The sequence below is a fragment of the Steroidobacter sp. genome, from assembly GCF_036402275.1.
In the GTDB taxonomy this organism is placed as follows: Bacteria; Pseudomonadota; Gammaproteobacteria; order Steroidobacterales; family Steroidobacteraceae; genus Steroidobacter.
The window spans coordinates 142,878-160,847 of the sequence record NZ_DASWTF010000034.1 but is presented as its reverse complement, the minus strand read 5'-3'; the positions used below and the strand labels follow the sequence as shown (position 1 = coordinate 160,847).

Genomic DNA, 17,970 nt, shown 5'->3' with positions numbered 1-17,970 from the left:
CAGTCGCTTACAACTTGGCCTGAGCGTCCAGCGGACGGAAGCCGCCGCCGAGTGCCTTGTAGGTCGCGAGCAGGGCCGTCGCGGTCTGAGTCTCGCTGAGAGCGAGCTGATCTTCGGCGGTCAGCGCGCTGCGTTCCGCGTCGAGGACGGTGAGGAAGTCGGCGACGCCGCTCTCATAACGGGCGCGGGCCAATGTCACCGCTTCGAGCGATGCAGTGGTGCTGTCTTGCAGATGAGCTTGCTTCACCTTGGCCTTCACGTAGGCGGTCATGCTGGCGTCGGTTTCTTCCAATGCCTGCAACACCGTCTGCTGGTACACGGCCAACGCACGATCGGTCGCGGCTTCGCGCTGCTTGATGCGCTGGCGAACGCGGCCGAGATCGAAGGCGGCCCACTGAATGCTCGGGCCGAAGCCGTAAGTTTCGCTGCTCGACTTGCCGAGATCGCTGCTTTCGATCGCATCGAAGCCCCAGCTGCCGACGAAGGAGATGCGTGGGAACAAATCGCCGACGGCGACGCCGATCTGAGCGGTGGCCGACGCGAGTTCACGCTCCGCGACCCGAATGTCAGGACGACGACGCAGCAACAGCTCGGGCGTGCCGATGCTCTGAGTGGCCGGCAGCGCAGGCAGCTTTTGCACGGTCGACAGCTGCGGAATCAGCGCTTCCGGCGACTGGCCAGTCAGCACACCCAATCGCAGGATGCTGCTGGTGATGGCGGATTCGAAGTCCGGAATCGTCGCCAGCGTCGCTGACAACTGAGCCTGTGCACGCGACGTGTCGAGCTGCGTGCCACGGCCTGCTTCCAGGCGTGCAGTGGTGATACGCAGCGTCTCACGCTGGTTCTCGGCGTTACGCTGAGCCACAGCGAGCCGCTGCTGCGAGCCGCGAAGCTCGAAATAGTTGCGGGCGACTTCAGCGGTGATGCTCACCTGAGTGGCGTACACGCCTGCTTCCGCCGCCTGCACGAGCGCCGAGTTGGCTTCGACATTGCGACGGATGCGGCCGAAGAAGTCGAGCTCCCAGAACGCATCGAAGCCCGCGTCATAGTAGTCCTGATCGCGCGGGATCGAGGCAACCGGGGCCTGACGCTGACTGGCGCGCGTTTCGGTGTATCCACCGGACGCTGTCACGGTGGGCGCGAAGTCCAAGCGGGCCTCGCCGCGAATCGCGCGTGCTTCACGCAAGCTGGCGGTCGCGATGCGAATGTCGTGATTGGCCGTCAGCGCCTGTTCGATGAGCGTATTCAACTGCTCATCGTTGAACGCCTTCCAGAAGTCGCTCTCGACATCCGCCGGCGAGAACTGCGCGGCGTCGTTGCTCACGAACTGGTCTGGAGAGCTCATCTCCGGTTGTTTGTAGTCCGGTCCGACCGCGCACGCCGCGAGCACGGCGCTCACGGCGAGGACGGAAAGTTTCTTCGTCAGACTCAACGTTTGTTTCAGGTTACGCATGGTGGGCCGCTCCTTCGATGGCCTCTGGTTGTTTACCGCCGCGGACCTTCTTGACGATGGCCGCGCGCAGCAGGACGTAGAACACTGGTGTCAGGAACAGGCCGAAGAAGGTCACTCCGAGCATGCCGGAGAACACGGCGATGCCGATGGCGTGACGCATCTCCGCACCTGCCCCCGACGCGAGCACCAGCGGCACCACACCCATGATGAACGCGATGGAGGTCATCAGGATGGGCCGCAGTCGCAGACGCGCGGCTTCCAGCGCGGCGTTGTAGGGATCGACGCCGGCCGATTCGCGGTCCTTGGCGAACTCGACGATCAGAATCGCGTTCTTACTCGCCAGACCCACGAGCACGAACAGCGCGATCTGCGTGAAGATGTTGTTGTCGCCGCCGGTGATCCACACACCGAAGATGGCCGACAGCAGCGCCATCGGCACGATGGCGACGATGGCTAGCGGCAACGTCCAGCTCTCGTACAGCGCGGCCAGCACCAGCACCACCAGCAGCACGCACAACGGGAACACGAAGATGGAGCTGTTGCCGACCAGGATTTCCTGATAGGTCAGATCGGTCCACTCGTACTTGATGCCGTTGGGCAGGTTCTCGGCGAGGATGCGTTCCATCGCCGCCTTGGCCTGGCCGGTCGAATAGCCGGGCGCTGGACCGCCGTTGATATCGGCGGACAGGTAGCCGTTGTAACGGAACACGCGATCCGGGCCGTAGGTCTGCGACACCTGCACGATCGAGCCGAGCGGCAGCATCTCGCCCGCTTCGTTGCGCGTCTTCAATTGCAGAATGTCTTCAGCCTTGGCGCGGTAGTCGTAGTCCGCCTGCGCGATCACCCGGTAGGTGCGGCCGAAGCGATTGAAGTCGTTCACGTACTGGGATGCGAGATAGACCTGCAGCGCTTCGAACACGTTGTTGAGCGGCACGCCGTGCTCCTTCGCCTTGATGCGATTCACGTCGGCGAGGATCTGCGGCACGTTCACTTCGTAGTTGGAGAACACGCCGGCGAGCTCGGGCGTCTGGCGCGCCTTGGTCATCACAGCCTGCGTAGCCTTGTACAACTCGTCGTAGCCGAGGTCGGCGCGATCTTCGAGCTGCAGCTTGAAACCGCCCAGCGTGCCGAGGCCGTTCACCGGCGGCGGCGGGAAGGTCACGATCTGCGCTTCCTTGATCGAGCTCAGCGCGGCATTCAGCTGCCCGGCGATCGCGAAGCCCGACAGCTCGGCCGACTTACGCTTGTCGAAGTCGTCGAGCGCGAAGAACACGATGGCCGAGTTCGAGGCGTTGGTGAAACCCGCCACCGACAAGCCGGGGAACTGCACGGCGTTGTGCACGCCGGGCACCTTCATGCCGATCTCGCCCACCTGACGCACGATCTCTTCGGTGCGATTCAACGAAGCCGCGTTCGGCAATTGAATCAGCGTGATCAGGTACTGCTTGTCCTGCACCGGAATGAAGCCCTTCGGCGTGATCTGGAACAAGCCCCAGGTCGCGACCAGCAGCAGCGCGAACACACCCATCGTCTTGCCCTTGTGCGCCAATACGCCACGCACACCGCCGACATACTTGTCGCCAGAGCGATGGAAGAAGTTGTTGAACGCGCGGAAGAAGCCACCGAACACCTTGTCCATGCCACGCGTGAGCGCGTCAGGCTTCGCGCCGTGCGGCTTCAGCAGCACCGCCGCAAGCGCCGGGCTCATGGTCAGCGAGTTGATCGCCGAGATCACGGTCGAGATGGCGATGGTCAGCGCAAACTGCTTGTAGAACTCGCCGGTGAGGCCGGTGATGAAGGCGATGGGCACGAACACCGCGACCAGCACCAGCGCGATGGCGATGATGGGACCGCTGACTTCGTCCATGGCTTTGTAAGTCGCGTCACGGGGCGACAGTCCGTTCTCGATGTTTCGTTCGACGTTCTCGACCACCACGATCGCGTCGTCGACCACGATACCGATGGCCAGCACCAGTCCGAACAAGGACAGCGCGTTGATGGAGAAGCCGAAGGCCAGCATCAGCGCGAACGTGCCGATGATGGAGACGGGCACCGCCAGCAACGGAATGATGGACGCGCGCCAGGTCTGCAGGAACACGATGACCACGATCACGACCAGGGCCAGCGCTTCCAGCAAGGTCTTGATCACGGCCTTGATCGAGTCGCGGACGAAAATGGTCGGGTCGTAGACGATTTCGTAGCTGACGCCTTCCGGAAAGTTCTTGCTCAGCTCTTTCATGGTCGCACGCACCGCGTCGGACAGCTCCAGTGCGTTCGCGCCAGGAGACTGCGAGACCGGAATCGCGACGGCGGACTTGTTACCCAGCAAGCTGCGCAGCGAGTACTGACCCGCGCCCAGCTCGATGCGGGCCACGTCTTTCAATGTAGTGACCGAACCGTCGGGCAGCGCCTTGACGATGATGTCGCCGAACTGTTCTTCGGTGATCAAACGACCGGACGTTGTGACGTTCAACTGATAGTCGACATTGGCGGGCGCGGGATCCGCACCGATGACGCCGGCCGCGACTTGCACGTTCTGTTCGCGAATGGCGTTCACCACATCGCCCGCGGTCAGGTCGCGGCTCGCGATGCGCTCGGGATCCAGCCAAATGCGCATGGAATAGTCGCCGGAGCCGAACAATCTCACGTCACCCATGCCCGGCAGACGCGCGAGCACGTCGCGGATCTGCAGCGTCGCGTAGTTACGCAGGTAGACGGTGTCGTAACGGCCATCGGGCGACGTGAGGTGCACGACCATCAACAGGTCGGGGGACGCTTTGAGCGTCGTCACGCCGACCCGTCGAACGTCTTCAGGCAAGCGTGGCAATGCCTGCGCGACACGGTTCTGGACTTGCACCTGCGCCGTATCGACGTCTGTGCCCAGACGAAACGTCACGGTCAGAGTCATCTGGCCGTCGCTCATGGCCTGCGAGGACATGTAGAGCATGTTCTCGACGCCGTTGATCTCCTGTTCCAGCGGCGCGGCCACTGTCTCGGCGATCACCTTGGGGTTGGCGCCCGGATACTGTGCGTTCACCACGATGGTGGGCGGCACCACCTCGGGGTACTGGCTGATGGGCAACTGCCACATCGCGATAGCGCCGACCAGGAAAATGATGATCGACAGCACCGCGGCGAAAATCGGCCGGTCGATAAAGAAACGTGCGAATTTCATAAAGAGTCCCCACAAAAACGGGGGCGAAAGCGTCCCCACAGCCGCGGCGTAAGGGCCGCGGCCACCAGGTCAATCAACTACTACTGGGCTGAAGGAGCGCCCGCCTGCTCTGGCGGGCGCGCCGATTCGTTAAAGCTTCACATCCGTCGACGCGAGCAGCGCGTTGTCGTTCAGTCGCGCATCCATCGCCACCTTCTCGGGAGCGACGGTCACGCCCGGATGCACTCGCTGCAGACCGTTCACGATCACCTGCTCGCCGGGCTGCAGGCCTTCTTCGACGATGCGCAGGCCATCGGTGAGCCGGCCGACCTTCACGCCGCGATAGGAGACTTTGTTCTCGGCATCGACGACGTAAACGAACTTCTGGCTCTGATCCGTACCGACGGCGCGATCGTCCACCAGCACCGCTTTATGCGAGCTGTGACCGAGCAGCTTCACTCGGGCGAACAGGCCGGGCGTGAGATAACCCTCCTTGTTATCGAACGAAGCGCGGGCGCGAATCGTGCCGGTGCGCGGATCGACCTGGTTATCGACGAAGGTCATCTTGCCCGTGTGCGGGAAGCCTTCCTCATTCGCCAGCGCCATCAACACGGGGTTGGCGGCATCGCGCGAGCTCGGACGATCGCCACGGCGCGCCAGCTCGGTGTACTTCAGATACACCTGCTCGTCACCTTCGAACGTCACGTAGATCGGATCGATGGACACCACTGTCGTCAGCAGCGTCGCCTGCGTCGTGCCACCCGTCACCAGGTTGCCGGCGGTGACCACCGCGCGGCTGACACGGCCGTGAATCGGAGACACGATGCGAGTGAATTCGAGATTCAACTTCGCGGCCGTCACGGCAGCACGAGCCGCTTCGACATTCGCCTGCGATTCGCGCTGGGCGTTGACGCGCTGGTCATACTCTTCGCGAGAGACAGCCTTCACATCGAGCAGCTTCTCGCTGCGCTCAACGTCGGTTGTCGCGAGCTCGGCGCGAGCGATGGCGCGAGCCAGCTCGGCTTCAGCCCTTTCCAGATCGGCGCGATACGGACGCTGGTCGATGACGAACAACAGATCGCCTTTCTTGACCACGCTGCCTTCGGTGAAGTTGACGCTATCGATATAGCCGGTGACGCGCGGCCGGACTTCGACCGATTCCACCGCTTCGAGGCGACCGGTGAATTCGTCCCACTCCTGCACCTCACGCTCCAGCGCGGCGGCGACGGAAACCTGCGGCAGCGGGGCGGCGGCCTGCGTGTTCGCTTCGCTCTTGCAGCCCTGCAGCAGCAGAGTGAGCACAGCGGCGGCGAGTGCTGGCAGCACTACGGTCACGAGGCGGCCGGCGGGTCGGCTGTCACGAGTTACATTGTTCATTCCGAGACTCCCTGCATCCTGAAAACAAATCGGGGGGTGGCAGCGGCACTGCCTGACTGGGGCGCCACTTTAGGCATCGGACGCAAGAGGAGAAATCGGGTTGAGCGCACGACATTGATGAAGTCGGATCAGGAATCCGATCGAATTGATCGGTTATTTGGATATGCCGTGGTGAAACGACCGGGGATTTGCTCAGTGCCAGTGCATCCATAACACCAAGAATTGCGACAATGGTGTGACGCCGGCAATTACGTCGCAGGTAACGGTTCCGATGATCGTCGTTCATCACCTCAATAATTCACGCTCGCAACGCGTGCTCTGGCTGCTGGAAGAGCTGGGCGTGCCTTATGAGATTCAGCGTTATCAGCGCGACGCGCGCACCATGCTGGCGCCGCCGGAGCTGAAGAAGGTGCATCCGTTGGGCAAATCGCCCGTCATTACCGATGGCCCGCGCACCATCGCGGAATCCGGGCTGATCGTCGAATACCTCGTCGATAAGCACGGCGGCGGAAAATTGGCGCCGCCGGCGGGAAGTGAAGAATGGTTACGTTATAAGTACTGGCTGCATTACGCCGAGGGCTCGGCCATGCCGCCGCTCTTACTAAAGTTAGTGTTCGATCGGATCGAGAGCGGACCGATGCCGTTTTTCGTGAAGCCGGTGGCCAAGGCCATCGCCAGGCAAGTGAAACAAACGTTCATCTCGCCGCAAATAAACCTTCATCTGGATTATTTAGAAAGCCAGCTGGCGCAGAGCGATTGGTTCGTCGGCGACGAATTCACCGCGGCGGATATTCAAATGAGCTTTCCGTTGGAAGCAGCCGCCATGCGCGGCGGCCTCGACGCGAGCCGACCACGCCTGCACGGCTTCCTACAGCGAATTCATGCCAGGCCCGCGTACCGCCGCGCACTGGAACGCGGCGGTAAATATGACTTCGTGCCCGCCTGAGATTTAGACCGGGGGCGGGGCGCCAGCTGTCATGCGAGCCGATCGCGGCGGAGGCATGCCGTCCGTGCCAGTCGCGCCCAGTGCGGGAATGCGTTCAGGCGCGATCTGCGGGAACAAGCCGGTCACAAACTCGATGAAAGCTCGGATCTTCGCGGTCGGCTGCCGGTGCTGCGGATACACCACGGACACTGGCCAGTACGCGCCTTCGTTCCAATCTTCCAGCACCGGTTGTAACAATCCCGCGGCAATCTGCGCTTCGGCCGTGAAATCCAGCGTGCGCACGAAACCGGCGCCGCTGATCGCCGCGGCCACCGCCGATTCCGGGTCACTGAACGACAACGGTGCGGCCGGGATAATGGTGTGCTCCACGTTGTCCTTTCGGAACATCCATTCACGAATCTGATTGCTGCCTGGACGGAACATGGCGATGCACTGTTCGGGCTTGAGATCCTCGGGCGTCCGGGGCGGCCCGCCCATGCGCTCGATGTATTCCGGCGAGGCGCAGGTCACCCCGCGCAGATTGCCGACACGTCGTGCGATGAGGCTCGAATCGCTCAGGTTGCCCACGCGCAGCGCCGCGTCGATGCCTTCCTGAACCAGATCGATCACCCGGTCATTCATGCTCATCTGCACCGTCAGCTCGGGGTTCTGCTCGATGAACCGCGGCAGCGCGGGCACGATGATTTTCCGGCCCAGCGAAATGGGCACGTCCACGCGCAGCTTGCCCCGCGGCACACCCCTGGATTCCGAGACTTCGTTCTCGGCGTGATCCAGCTGCGCGAGGGCTTCTCGACAGCGCTCATAGAAGCCGGTGCCCAAGTCAGTCAAACTTAGCGACCGCGTGGTACGGTTGAGCAGGCGCGCCCCTAGGCGTTCCTCCAGGCGGGAGACCGCCTTGCTTATCGCCGACGGGGACATACCTAGCGTCTGTGCGGCAGCCACGAAGCTGTGGGCTTCAACGACTCGCACGAAGGCTACGATGTCACTGAAATTATTCATTCAACGAATTCTTTCCCTGCAGTCACGGAACCGTGACGTGGGCTCATTGTAGGCGCTCCATTGATGACCACAATGCACGAAGTTTTTGCTGCAGCGGTGGTTTACCGCAATCCGAAGCTTGCTTAATGTATCGCCCAATTTCGCAACCCTTGATCAAGACCTTTTACCGGGGGATTGAACGATGTTTCTGGTGACGGACGTAACGGGGCATGTAGGCCGAGCGGTGCTCGCCGAGCTGGCCAATCAACCCGTCGGCGTTCGCGCGCTACTAACGGAGCCCGTCGATCTGCCGATCAAGGCGCCCAATATCGAGGCGGTCCGTCCCGATCCCGAGGACCCGACCAGTCTGCAGCGCGCCTTCGAAGGTGTCGAGGCGGCGTTCCTGGCCTCGGGCTATTCCCCACACATCGCCGAAACCCACCTGAAGATCGCCAATGCCGCCAAGGCGGCAGGCGTCAAACGCTTCGTTCAGCTGTCGGGCGTTGGCGCCAATCCGCAGATGTGTTGTGCCCGCATGCTCCGGTGGCTCGGCCAAGCCGAAAGCGGCGTAGCCGCGTGCCCTGACATTGCCGTGACTCGTCTGCGGCCCACTTACATGCTCCAGTTGTTGTTCGAATTTGCGCCCACCATCGCCCAACAGGGTTTGATCGCGGGCCCATTCCGCTCGACGCCCTGGAGTTGGGTCGACGCACGGGATGTCGCCGCGGTCGCGGTTGCGAGTTTGAAAGATCCATCGCATGCGGGGCGCATCTACACGGTGACCGGCTCGGAGTCGCTTAGCTTTCCGCAAATCGCTGACAGGCTCAGTCATATTCTCGGCAAGCCGGTGCGCTACCACGACATTACCGCCAACGAGGCGCGTGGCTGGCTGCAGGGCAAGGGTTTGTCGCCGGTAATGATCGAAGCCAAGCTCGAGTTCTGGGATGCCTGCGCGTCCAACATGCTCAACGTGCAGCCGAACTCGGTCGTGCAGGATGTGACGGGCCGGCCGCCACGCTCGCTCGAAGATTTCGTGCAGGATTACAAAGCGCGCTTCCTATCCGCCTCGGCCGCCTGAGCGCCGGGCAGCGCCCGGTCAGCGATTGAAACTCGGCGTCAGGCCGGGTGAGACCGATATCTCCACGCTGCGATGATCGTTGTCGACGGTGGCCAGAGTCACCGGACGTCGCCACACTTTCGCGACGTATTCCAGCACTTTCCTGCCTCGTTCCGGATCCAGGCCGCGGCCGTCGTTGAGGTGGTCGTGGGTCAGCTCGAGCTTGCCATCCACGTGCACGCGAGCGGCGCTGACCTTGGGCGCGCCAAATCCATACTTCGGCGCCAGCAGCGCTTCGTGTAACGCCGAAAGATCCGTTTCCTGCACGGTCAGCGTCCCGGTGGCGGGCCCTTTGTAGCGGAACAGCTTCAATTCCGTCGCCAGTTCCTGCGTGAGATGGTTGCGAACGAACGAGAAGTCGTCGTCCTCGGCCATGATCCGGCGCGCGGCCTCCAGGCCCTGCGCTTCGACGATCTTTTCCCAGATGGAAAAGCCGAGGTGATAAGGATTGGTCGCCAACGCCACGTTCTCGCCGGAGGCTGTCGGGCGCACCACGTCCGAATGACATTTGATGGCGTCCACATACGCGGCGGCGGGCAGGAAATCGGCTTCACGCAGCAGCCGAGCATGCCAGTACGAAGCCCAGCCTTCGTTCATGATCTGGCAGGCGAACACTGGATAGAAATAAAACGATTCTTCGCGCACGGCCAGGAAGATGTCTCGTTCCCAAGGCTCCATCTCCGGCGCGTACTGCGCGATGAACCACAGCAGATCGCATTCCGGATGCGGCGGAATCGGCGCCTTCTTCGCCGGTCCAGTATGCGCGGGACGGGCAGTGTCGGGCCCCAGCGCCGCGAAGCGTTTGGCGAACTCATCATTCGACGGCGGCGTTTTCTCCGCCAATGTTTCTGGATAACGCGCGCGACGCAAACCTTGGTCGATATCGACGTGCTGTTCCAGCGACAGCGCTGCGTCGAGCACTGTCTCTACTCGCTCAAGGCCGTGCTCTTCGATCGCCATGGCGATCGTGCGCGCGTGCGCAGCCGCCTGCTCGACGATGTGCTCACCGACCTGATCCTGGCTGCGCCGGAACAGCATGTTGTTGGTGGAAAAGTCTGCATGGCCCAGCACGTGCGCCGTCACCAGCACGTTCTCCGCCGCGCTGTTGCTCTTCGCGAGATAAGCGCGCCCGGGATTGCCGGGGAACACCACTTCGAACAGGCGCGACAAGCCCATGCGATGCTGGATGAGCTGATAGATGTAACGCACGCCGAACGACCAGTGCGGCATGCGCACGGGCAGACCGTAGATCGCGATCTCGGTCATGAAGCTTTCGGGCACCACCTCGAATTCGACGGGGTGGTATTTCAATCCCTGCGCGCGTGCCAATTGTTCGATGCGCGAGATGTGGGATTGCCAGTCTTCCCCCATTTTAGTGGATGTGGGCATCGTTGTAGGCATCGACGTCAGGAGCCCTGCGAGGCGTGAGTGAAGAAATGCCGCACGGCATTCCAGATGTCATCCGTACCGCTGACGCGATACGCGCCGACGCTATCGTCATCCCGAGACAGATCGACGAACAGCCTGCCGATCTCGCTGTCCGGCGCGGCGCCCGCGAGCGGCGCCACCTCCAGGAAGCCGCAATAATTGCAGTCGCCGGACACGTCTTCCAACGCGGCCTGCGCCTGCGGTTGATCGGAAGGGAAGTTCTCGCCGTCGGAGGCGTAGAACAAATAAATGTTGTACTGGCTCGGGCTGTAGCGCTCGTCGACGATCTGACGCACTTTCTTCAAGCCCGCCGAGGCGACGGTGCCGCCGGTGCCAGTCACTTTGAAAAATTCGTCTTCCTCGAATTCCCAGGCCTCGGACGTGTGCGCGACGAACACCAGCTCGAGGTGCCGATACTGCCGGCGCAGACCCTGGATGGCCCAGAAGAAGAAGGTCTTGGAAATCTGCCGCTCGCGCTCGCCCATGCTGCCCGACACGTCGAGCAACAACATGACCACGGCCTGCATGGCCGGTTGCTCGCGCTTGGCGAGCTGGCGATAACGCAGATCGTCGTCGGTGAACGAAGGCGAGTCGCCGGATTGGACGCCGCGCCGCTTGATGGATTCCTTCATGGAGCGACGACGATCGAGTCGTGAACGCGCCCCGCGCCGATCCCAGCCTTCGCGCGTCCAGTCATCTTCCTTGGCGCGCCCGGCCTTGGCCTCCAGGTTCGGCAACTTCATTTCTTCCCAGAGCCAGTCGACGATATCGTCGATGCGGAACTCCAGGGTGTATTGCACGCCGCCGTCCTCGTTGCCGCCCTGGCCGCGTTGATTCTCGCTGTCCTGTTGTGGGCGGCCGATACGATCGCCTGGCTTGGCCTGGCCCTGGCCCACGCCTTGTTGCTCGTTGGAATTGCGCAACCGGAAACGATAGTGCTCGAGCATCTTCACCGGCACGCGCACGGTGCTCGCACCGCCGGTGAGCACGTCGGCCCCGGCGACGATCTGAGGCAGATGCTGGCGCACGGCGTCGCGCACCTTCTCATTGTGACGCAGCCAGTCCCTCGCGCCGCGCGAGAAGAGGTCGTACCAACCGGCCTCGCCCGGGCTGCGCTTGTCGCCACCGTCCGAACCGGCGCCCGTTGCGTTGTCGCTCATGTCGCTCGCAACCCCCGTCTCAAGATCTTCGCTAGCAGAGTACTCCTAAGAGATGTCCGTGGATGCGTCTTTACAGAACAAGACTCGTGAAGGCGCTGTCCGGTTCACTTCCCTCGAGTCGATTCCTGGCCAATTCCTGGGCTACTCCTGTGCCAGCAACGTCGTCACGTAGCTCAGCGCCTCCTTGGCGCTGTGATCGTCATAACCATACTCCGAGGTCAGACGGTCCTGAACCGCGGAAATCTTCTTACGGGCCTCGTCGTCCGGCCGCGCCGCCGACGTCACCAGCCGCAACACGTCGCGACGCTCCTCGAACAGATATTGTTCGATGGCCTCGCGCATGCGCGAATGGCTGTTGAGGGTGAATTTCTCACCAGCCTTGTACGCCACCATGGCCTTGCGCACCACTTCCTGACGGAATGTCAGCTTGCCCGACTCCGACACCTTGATCTTCTCCTCCACCGAGCGCAGGAAGCGCTCGTCGGCAGGACGGGATTCGCCGGTGATCGGGTCGGTGACTTCGCGGTGATCGAGCGCGGCCTCCACTTCGTCCAGATACTTGTCCAGCAGTTGTTGCGCCTCGTCCTCGAACGAAGCGAACAGCGCGCGATGCACGTCTTCCTTCACCCAGCGGTTGTAGAAGTCCTTGCGCGCCAGTACCAGATAATCGATCCACAGCTTCTTGGCCTTCGAATCCATGCGCGCATCGGTTTCAATCGAATCCTTCAGCGCGAGCAGCACCTCCATGCTGGTGAGGCTCTTCTTGTCGGTGCGCGTAATGGCGTTGGAAATCGAATTGACGATAAAGCGGGGACTGACACCTGTGAGTCCTTCTTCCGGCGCTTCCGCGCGCAGTCGCGTGATCTCGGTCTCCGGGAAGCCTTCCACGCTCTCGCCCGCGTAGAGCCGCAACTTCTTCGACATGTCGAGGCCTTCGCGCTCCGGCTTGTACAACCGGGTCAGCACCGCGAACACCGCCGCCAGCTTCAAGGCGTGTGGGTCCAGATGCACATCGCGAAACGCCGGCGCCGCGGACACCAGCTTGTTGTAGATCCGAGATTCCTCGAAGTACGACAGCGTGTAAGGCACCTTCACGATGACCATGCGGTCGAGCAGCGCCTCGTTCTCCTTTTCCTGCAGGAACTTGTGGAATTCGGCGAGGTTGGTGTGCGCCAGGATGGTCTCGTCCAGATAGATGAGCGGGAAGCGCGACACCTTTACGTTCTTTTCCTGTGTCAGCGTCAGCAGCAGGTACAGGAACTCGCGCTTCACCTTGAGGATCTCGATCATCTCCAGCACGCCGCGGCTGGCGGCGTACACAGCGCCCGACCATGACCACGCGCGCGGGTCGCCTTCATCTCCAAACTGCGCAACTTTGGACAGATCAACGGAACCGACCAGGTCCGCGAGATCCGCGGTAGTCGGATCATGAGGTGCATAAGTACCCACGCCCACGCGTGCGGCTTCGGAAAGGAAGATGCGTTCGACGGGCATGCGAAGGAAGTCGCCTTCGAATTCACGCTCCAGTCGATCGCGTGCCCACGGACTCAGCTCGCCTTTGATCTCCACACCGTATGTGTCACGGAACTCCGCGCGCAGGCTCGCGGGAATGAGATTCAGTGGCGATTCGTGCATGGGCGAGCCCTGCAAGGCATACATGGCGCCTTCGTCCGTGTGGCTGTATTCCTCCAGGCCGCGTTTCAGCAGGATGGCCATGGTGGATTTGCCACCCGAGGGCGGGCCTAGCAGCAGTAACAAGCGTCTGCCGACATCGGAACCGGCCGCGGCTGCCTTGAAGTAATCGACGATGCGGCCGAGTGGCTCGTCGATGCCGAACAGCTCGCGTTTGAAGAGCTCTTTGGCGCCGGCGCCCTCGCCATTCGCGCTGGCTCCATTGCCATTGGTGTTCGCGACGTTGCCATTCGCGCCCGGGCTCGTTTTGCCGAACCACGTGAGCATGTCCCACAGATACTCGTGGCTGCTGCGAGCCAGCTGCCGGGCATTGCCGGGAACGACGGTGCGAAGAAACTCGCCGAACGTGCCCGACCAGTGCTGCGCACGGTGGAATCGGCTGTAGGCGCTCAAGGCCTCGACGAAGCTCTCGCCGCGTTGCGAGCTTCCTCTGGGGCTGTCTGACTGCATCGAACCGCCCTCCAATCAGCAGACCAGGCGGACGATCTCTAAAAATCTGTCCCGGTCTGGCAACTCTATATACCCACTACGACAGCATGCTCTTGGTCGCAGTTCACACTGTCCTCAAGTTCACACTGCCCGAATTCGTAATCAGCATACCCCCACACCTGTGTGCGAGAGCCTGAGGGTTGCGTTCAACATCGCGCTCATCCGTCAGGGCGATTGCCGACAACCCTACACTCAAAGACTGATCCATGCCCGAACATGTTCCGTGACGTTGTGCGCTAAGGAGGTGCGTGCCATGACGAGCACCCGCGCAGCGCGGATCTGTAAAGATCGGCGTCAGTGACCAACGAGGAATGATGAAGACCCGCGCGGCTCGCGGAACGCGATGCTGGAACGCGCTTAAGTTGCGCATCTCACTCGATTGAGTGCGGAACATGATTCACTGATTACTCCCTTCGCGCCAATCTTGCAATGCGATTCATGCTGATTAGGTGCATGGCGCGTGCCAGCGACGCTGGCCGAGAGTTCAGGACCGGTTCAGCGGCTTTTCCGATGACGACCGATCGGACTCCCTGTCACGACGGGGTCGTGCTCCGAGGAAAAAGCGTGGCCACATCAATCGAACATGGCCTCGGAGCTCGCCGCCTGCGGCGTCGGGCACATCCATGTGCCTTGGACTCACGATTTAGCTAAGCGGCGGCGTTGACCTGCTTTACATTCAAGTGGATGTCCAATGCTTCGCGGATCACGTCATCGACGCGTTCGCAGAACACGAACTCCACTTCGTCGCGCACGCTCTTCGGCACATCTTCCAGGTCCTTCCGGTTGCGCGCCGGGAGCAACACCTTGCGAATGCCCGCGCGATGCGCAGCCACTGTCTTCTCCTTGACGCCGCCGATCGGCAACACCAGGCCGCGCAGGCTGATCTCGCCGGTCATCGCCAGGTCGTTGTGCACGGTCTTGTTGGTGAACAACGAGACCAGCGATGTAAACATCGACACACCCGCGCTCGGACCGTCCTTCGGAATCGCGCCGGCCGGCACGTGTATGTGCACGTCGCTCTTATCGAACACCGTGGTATCGATGCCGAGGCGAGCGGCCTGCGACTTCAACAGTGACAACGCCGCCTGCGCGCTCTCCTTCATGACATCGCCGAGCTGACCGGTGAGGATCAGCTTGCCGTTACCCGGCACACGCGTCGATTCGATGAACAGGATGTCGCCGCCCACCGGCGTCCACGCCAGACCCGTCGCCACACCCGGCACGCTCACGCGCATCGCGACTTCGTTCTCGAAGCGAGGTGCGCCCAGAATGCCCGCGAGATCGCCGACATCGATCGTCTGCTGGGTGATGGTCCCCTCCGCGATCCTCACTGCCACGTTACGCAGCACTGCGCCGATCATGCGCTCGAGATTACGCACGCCCGCCTCGCGAGTGTGATCGCGCGCGATCTGGAGAATCGCAGCGTCCGTAATCGACGCCTGCTCCGGTTTCAAGCCGTTGGCTTCGAGCTGCCGGCGCATCAGGTAGCGCTTGGCGATCTCGACCTTCTCATCCTCGGTGTAGCCGGTGAGCTCGATCACTTCCATACGATCGCGCAGTGGGCCGGGGATGGTGTCGAGCATGTTCGCCGTGGCGATGAACACGATTTTCGACAGGTCGAACGGCACGCCGAGGTAATTGTCGCGGAACGTGTTGTTCTGCTCCGGATCGAGCACTTCCAACAAGGCCGCGGACGGATCGCCCTGGATGCCGGCGCCGAGCTTGTCGATCTCGTCCAGCATCAGCACCGAGTTACGCGTGCCGGCTTTACGCACCGCCTGGACGATGTTGCCCGGAAGCGCACCGATATAAGTACGACGGTGGCCGCGGATCTCGGCCTCATCGTGCACGCCACCCAGGCTCACACGGGCGAACTTCACGCCCAGCGAGCGCGCGATGCTCTGACCCAGGGACGTCTTACCGACGCCCGGCGGACCGACGAAGCACAGGATCGGGCTACGCCCCTGCGGATTGAGCTTGCGCACGGCGAGATACTCGACGATGCGTCGCTTGATCTTCTCCAGGCCATAGTGATCCTCGTCGAGCACCTTGCGGGCATGCTCGATCTCGATCGACTCCTTGTCGAGCTTGGACCACGGCAACTGGATCATCCAGTCGAGCCACGTACGCAGCATCGAGTACTCGGCGCTGGCGTCGGACATGCGCTCGAGCCGCTTCAATTCTTTCTCGGCCTGCTCGCGCGCCTCGTCCGGCATGCCGGCCTTCTCGATGGCTTCTCTCAGCTCGGCGATCTCTTCGCCGGCCTCGCCTTCCTCGCCGAGCTCCTTGCGGATCTGGCGCAGCTGTTCGCGCAACAGCACTTCTTTGTGACGTTCATCGATGGCGTCGCGAGTCTTCTCTTCCAGCTGACGCTGCAGACGCAGGACCTCGATCCGCTTTTGCAACAACTCGCTGACGCGCTCCAGGCGCACTCTCAGCTCCAGCGTTTCCAACAGCTCCTGCTTCTCGGCCGGCTTCACGTCCATGAAGCTCGCCACGAGATCGGCCAGCGTCGAAGCAGATTCGACGGCCTGAATGGCGTTGGACAACTCCGCGGGCGCCTGCGGCAGCAGGCCGATGGCCTCGGCGGCCAGGCGCTTCAGATTGAGCGCGCGAGCTTCGACGTCGCTGCCGACGTTGCTTGGATCGGGCAGATATTCGACACGCGCGACCATGTAAGGCAGACCGTTCTGCCAATCGAGCACGCGGAACCGCCGCTCGCCCTGCACGACCAGATGATGAGTGCCGTCGGCGCCCGTTACATAGCGCACGATGTTCGCGACTGTGCCGGTCGTGTACAGATCGCTGCCGGTGGGCGCCTGCAGGTCCGGATCGTGCTGTAACAGGAAACCGACTTTGCGATTGTTACGCACGGCTTCCTGCGCGGCCGCGAGCGAGCGGTCACGATTGATCGCTACCGGCACGACAGTGCCCGGGAACAGCACCAGGTTGCGCACCGGAATGATGACCAGCATGTCATCGGTGATGGTGTGCGTGCTCTCGGTGCCTTCGGGCTGCTGAGAATTCTTGCGATTTGAGTCAGTCATGTGAATGAGGCTCCCCGCTCTTAGCGTTGTGCCAGGCGAAGGACCAGGCAGCCGTCGGCGTACACCTGCTCCAACAATTGATAGCGACCTTCAGGCAACGCGATGCGCCGCTCGAAACGTCCGTATGGGATTTCCAGCCGATGAACCGCGGTGGCGTGGCTGGCGATCGGCAGCGCGCGTGTGGCGCTCACGATCAGCAGTCCGCTGTCGGTGCGGACCTCGATGTGTTCGGCCGCGACGCCGGGCAACGCCACGGCGACTTGGACCTCGTTGCCATAAGCGAGGATGTCGATGGGCGGTTCCCAGCGAGGCTCCGAGGCGACCGCGCGGCCAAAGCGAAAGAACTGGCGTTGCAGCTGCTGAGCACGCTCCAGCATTTCGCAGGCCTCGGCCCACATCCAGGACGGCGGGTTACGAATGGCCATTTGGGGTTTCCGTTGAGGTCATGGCTGACTAGGTGGGGACTCGTGTCCGGGTATCAAGAACGGCCCGTAGGGGAAGTAAACTCCCACGACCGTTCATCAGATCCATGCACTCATGTCCCAACGCTTCGACGCCAGGTTCTATCAGCGCTTCTATATGAATCCGCGCACGCGGGTTACAACCCGCGAGGAAATGGCCCGCCGCGCCGGCATGGTGGCCGCGCTGGTCAAGCAGCTGGAGCTGCCGGTGAAGCGAATTCTCGATGCGGGTTGCGGACTTGGCTGGTTACGCGCGCCGCTGCTCGATGCCTTTCCCGGGGCGACCTATGTCGGTCTCGAGGTGAGCGAGCATCTGTGCCGCGAGCACGGCTGGGTGCACGAATCGCTCGCGGCGTATCGGCCCCGCGGCCGGTTCGATCTCATTATTTGTTATGACGTGATGCAGTACTTGTCTGATCGTGAGACCGTGCGCGCGCTGGCGAATCTGGGCCGACTGTCGCGCGGCGCTTTGTACTTTCATGCGCCGACTCGCGAGGACTGGCGCGACAACGCCGATCGTTCCACCAGCGATGGCGACATCAATCTGCGCAGCGCGAGCTGGTATCGCTCGCGGCTGCAGAGGCAGTTCGAGCACGCCGGCTTCGGCATTCATGTGCGCCGGGGCGTGCCCTGGGGCCAATGGGAGCTGGAGCGCAGCGTCTAGTTCA

General features: G+C 62.3%; 12 protein-coding genes. 3 read left to right on the top strand and 9 right to left on the bottom strand.

The genetic code is table 11. The features are described 5' to 3' along the window. Positions 1 to 7: 7 nt before the first annotated feature. The 3 genes from VGD45_RS18505 to VGD45_RS18495 form a co-directional block, all read right to left on the bottom strand. Positions 8 to 1,453: an efflux transporter outer membrane subunit gene (locus VGD45_RS18505; RefSeq protein WP_331156822.1), complete on the bottom strand. Its 1,446-nt coding sequence runs from the start codon at positions 1,451 to 1,453 to the stop codon at positions 8 to 10. After that, positions 1,446 to 4,628: an efflux RND transporter permease subunit gene (locus tag VGD45_RS18500; RefSeq protein WP_331156821.1), complete on the bottom strand. Its 3,183-nt coding sequence runs from the start codon at positions 4,626 to 4,628 to the stop codon at positions 1,446 to 1,448. The genes VGD45_RS18505 and VGD45_RS18500 overlap by 8 nt, the downstream gene beginning before the upstream one ends. A gap of 129 nt (positions 4,629 to 4,757) precedes the next feature. Continuing rightward, complete coding sequence (locus VGD45_RS18495; protein ID WP_331156820.1) at positions 4,758 to 5,984, bottom strand: efflux RND transporter periplasmic adaptor subunit; 1,227 nt, start codon at positions 5,982 to 5,984, stop codon at positions 4,758 to 4,760. 271 nt (positions 5,985 to 6,255) lie between these two features. Here VGD45_RS18495 and VGD45_RS18490 point away from each other — a divergent pair, with 271 nt between their 5' ends. Continuing rightward, complete coding sequence (locus tag VGD45_RS18490) at positions 6,256 to 6,930, top strand: glutathione S-transferase (RefSeq protein ID WP_331156819.1); 675 nt, start codon at positions 6,256 to 6,258, stop codon at positions 6,928 to 6,930. Between the two features lie 3 nt (positions 6,931 to 6,933). On the opposite strand, the gene VGD45_RS18485 is transcribed toward VGD45_RS18490, so the two are convergent. Continuing rightward, on the bottom strand, positions 6,934 to 7,929 hold the full coding sequence (locus VGD45_RS18485) for a LysR family transcriptional regulator (RefSeq protein WP_331156818.1): 996 nt from the start codon (positions 7,927 to 7,929) through the stop codon (positions 6,934 to 6,936). A gap of 181 nt (positions 7,930 to 8,110) precedes the next feature. Here VGD45_RS18485 and VGD45_RS18480 point away from each other — a divergent pair, with 181 nt between their 5' ends. Further along, a complete protein-coding gene (locus tag VGD45_RS18480) occupies positions 8,111 to 8,986 on the top strand; it encodes an NAD(P)H-binding protein (protein WP_331156817.1) in 876 nt (291 codons plus the stop codon). A gap of 18 nt (positions 8,987 to 9,004) precedes the next feature. On the opposite strand, the gene VGD45_RS18475 is transcribed toward VGD45_RS18480, so the two are convergent. The 5 genes from VGD45_RS18475 to VGD45_RS18455 all read right to left on the bottom strand — a co-directional run bounded on the left by VGD45_RS18475 (position 9,005) and on the right by VGD45_RS18455 (position 17,266). Further along, positions 9,005 to 10,414, bottom strand: coding sequence for a SpoVR family protein (locus VGD45_RS18475; RefSeq protein ID WP_331156816.1), 1,410 nt, complete (start codon positions 10,412 to 10,414; stop codon positions 9,005 to 9,007). A gap of 17 nt (positions 10,415 to 10,431) precedes the next feature. Beyond that, the gene (locus VGD45_RS18470) at positions 10,432 to 11,613 is read right to left on the bottom strand and encodes a DUF444 family protein (protein ID WP_331156815.1); all 1,182 of its coding nucleotides are present in this window, start codon (positions 11,611 to 11,613) and stop codon (positions 10,432 to 10,434) included. 141 nt (positions 11,614 to 11,754) lie between these two features. Then, positions 11,755 to 13,755 carry a hypothetical protein gene (locus VGD45_RS18465; RefSeq protein WP_331156814.1) on the bottom strand — a complete coding sequence of 667 codons (2,001 nt, stop codon included), beginning with the start codon at positions 13,753 to 13,755 and terminating at the stop codon, positions 11,755 to 11,757. Positions 13,756 to 14,441: 686 nt separating this feature from the next. Continuing rightward, the gene (gene lon, locus VGD45_RS18460) at positions 14,442 to 16,841 is read right to left on the bottom strand and encodes an endopeptidase La (protein WP_331156813.1); all 2,400 of its coding nucleotides are present in this window, start codon (positions 16,839 to 16,841) and stop codon (positions 14,442 to 14,444) included. Between the two features lie 20 nt (positions 16,842 to 16,861). Further along, complete coding sequence (locus tag VGD45_RS18455) at positions 16,862 to 17,266, bottom strand: Hsp20/alpha crystallin family protein (RefSeq protein ID WP_331156812.1); 405 nt, start codon at positions 17,264 to 17,266, stop codon at positions 16,862 to 16,864. A gap of 112 nt (positions 17,267 to 17,378) precedes the next feature. Here VGD45_RS18455 and VGD45_RS18450 point away from each other — a divergent pair, with 112 nt between their 5' ends. Next, positions 17,379 to 17,966 carry a class I SAM-dependent methyltransferase gene (locus VGD45_RS18450; protein ID WP_331156811.1) on the top strand — a complete coding sequence of 196 codons (588 nt, stop codon included), beginning with the start codon at positions 17,379 to 17,381 and terminating at the stop codon, positions 17,964 to 17,966. The last annotated feature ends 4 nt before the right edge of the window (positions 17,967 to 17,970 follow it).

Excerpts from the sequence above, each read along its gene's own strand:
- VGD45_RS18485 (WP_331156818.1), bottom strand. The coding sequence starts at position 7,929 with ATGAATAATTTCAGTGACATCGTAGCCTTCGTGCGAGTCGTTGAAGCC.
- VGD45_RS18465 (WP_331156814.1), bottom strand. The coding sequence starts at position 13,755 with ATGCAGTCAGACAGCCCCAGAGGAAGCTCGCAACGCGGCGAGAGCTTC.
- VGD45_RS18495 (WP_331156820.1), bottom strand. The coding sequence starts at position 5,984 with ATGAACAATGTAACTCGTGACAGCCGACCCGCCGGCCGCCTCGTGACC.
- VGD45_RS18450 (WP_331156811.1), top strand. The coding sequence starts at position 17,379 with ATGTCCCAACGCTTCGACGCCAGGTTCTATCAGCGCTTCTATATGAAT.
- lon (WP_331156813.1), bottom strand. The coding sequence starts at position 16,841 with ATGACTGACTCAAATCGCAAGAATTCTCAGCAGCCCGAAGGCACCGAG.
- VGD45_RS18455 (WP_331156812.1), bottom strand. The coding sequence starts at position 17,266 with ATGGCCATTCGTAACCCGCCGTCCTGGATGTGGGCCGAGGCCTGCGAA.
- VGD45_RS18480 (WP_331156817.1), top strand. The coding sequence starts at position 8,111 with ATGTTTCTGGTGACGGACGTAACGGGGCATGTAGGCCGAGCGGTGCTC.
- VGD45_RS18505 (WP_331156822.1), bottom strand. The coding sequence starts at position 1,453 with ATGCGTAACCTGAAACAAACGTTGAGTCTGACGAAGAAACTTTCCGTC.
- VGD45_RS18470 (WP_331156815.1), bottom strand. The coding sequence starts at position 11,613 with ATGAGCGACAACGCAACGGGCGCCGGTTCGGACGGTGGCGACAAGCGC.
- VGD45_RS18500 (WP_331156821.1), bottom strand. The coding sequence starts at position 4,628 with ATGAAATTCGCACGTTTCTTTATCGACCGGCCGATTTTCGCCGCGGTG.
- VGD45_RS18490 (WP_331156819.1), top strand. The coding sequence starts at position 6,256 with ATGATCGTCGTTCATCACCTCAATAATTCACGCTCGCAACGCGTGCTC.
- VGD45_RS18475 (WP_331156816.1), bottom strand. The coding sequence starts at position 10,414 with ATGCCCACATCCACTAAAATGGGGGAAGACTGGCAATCCCACATCTCG.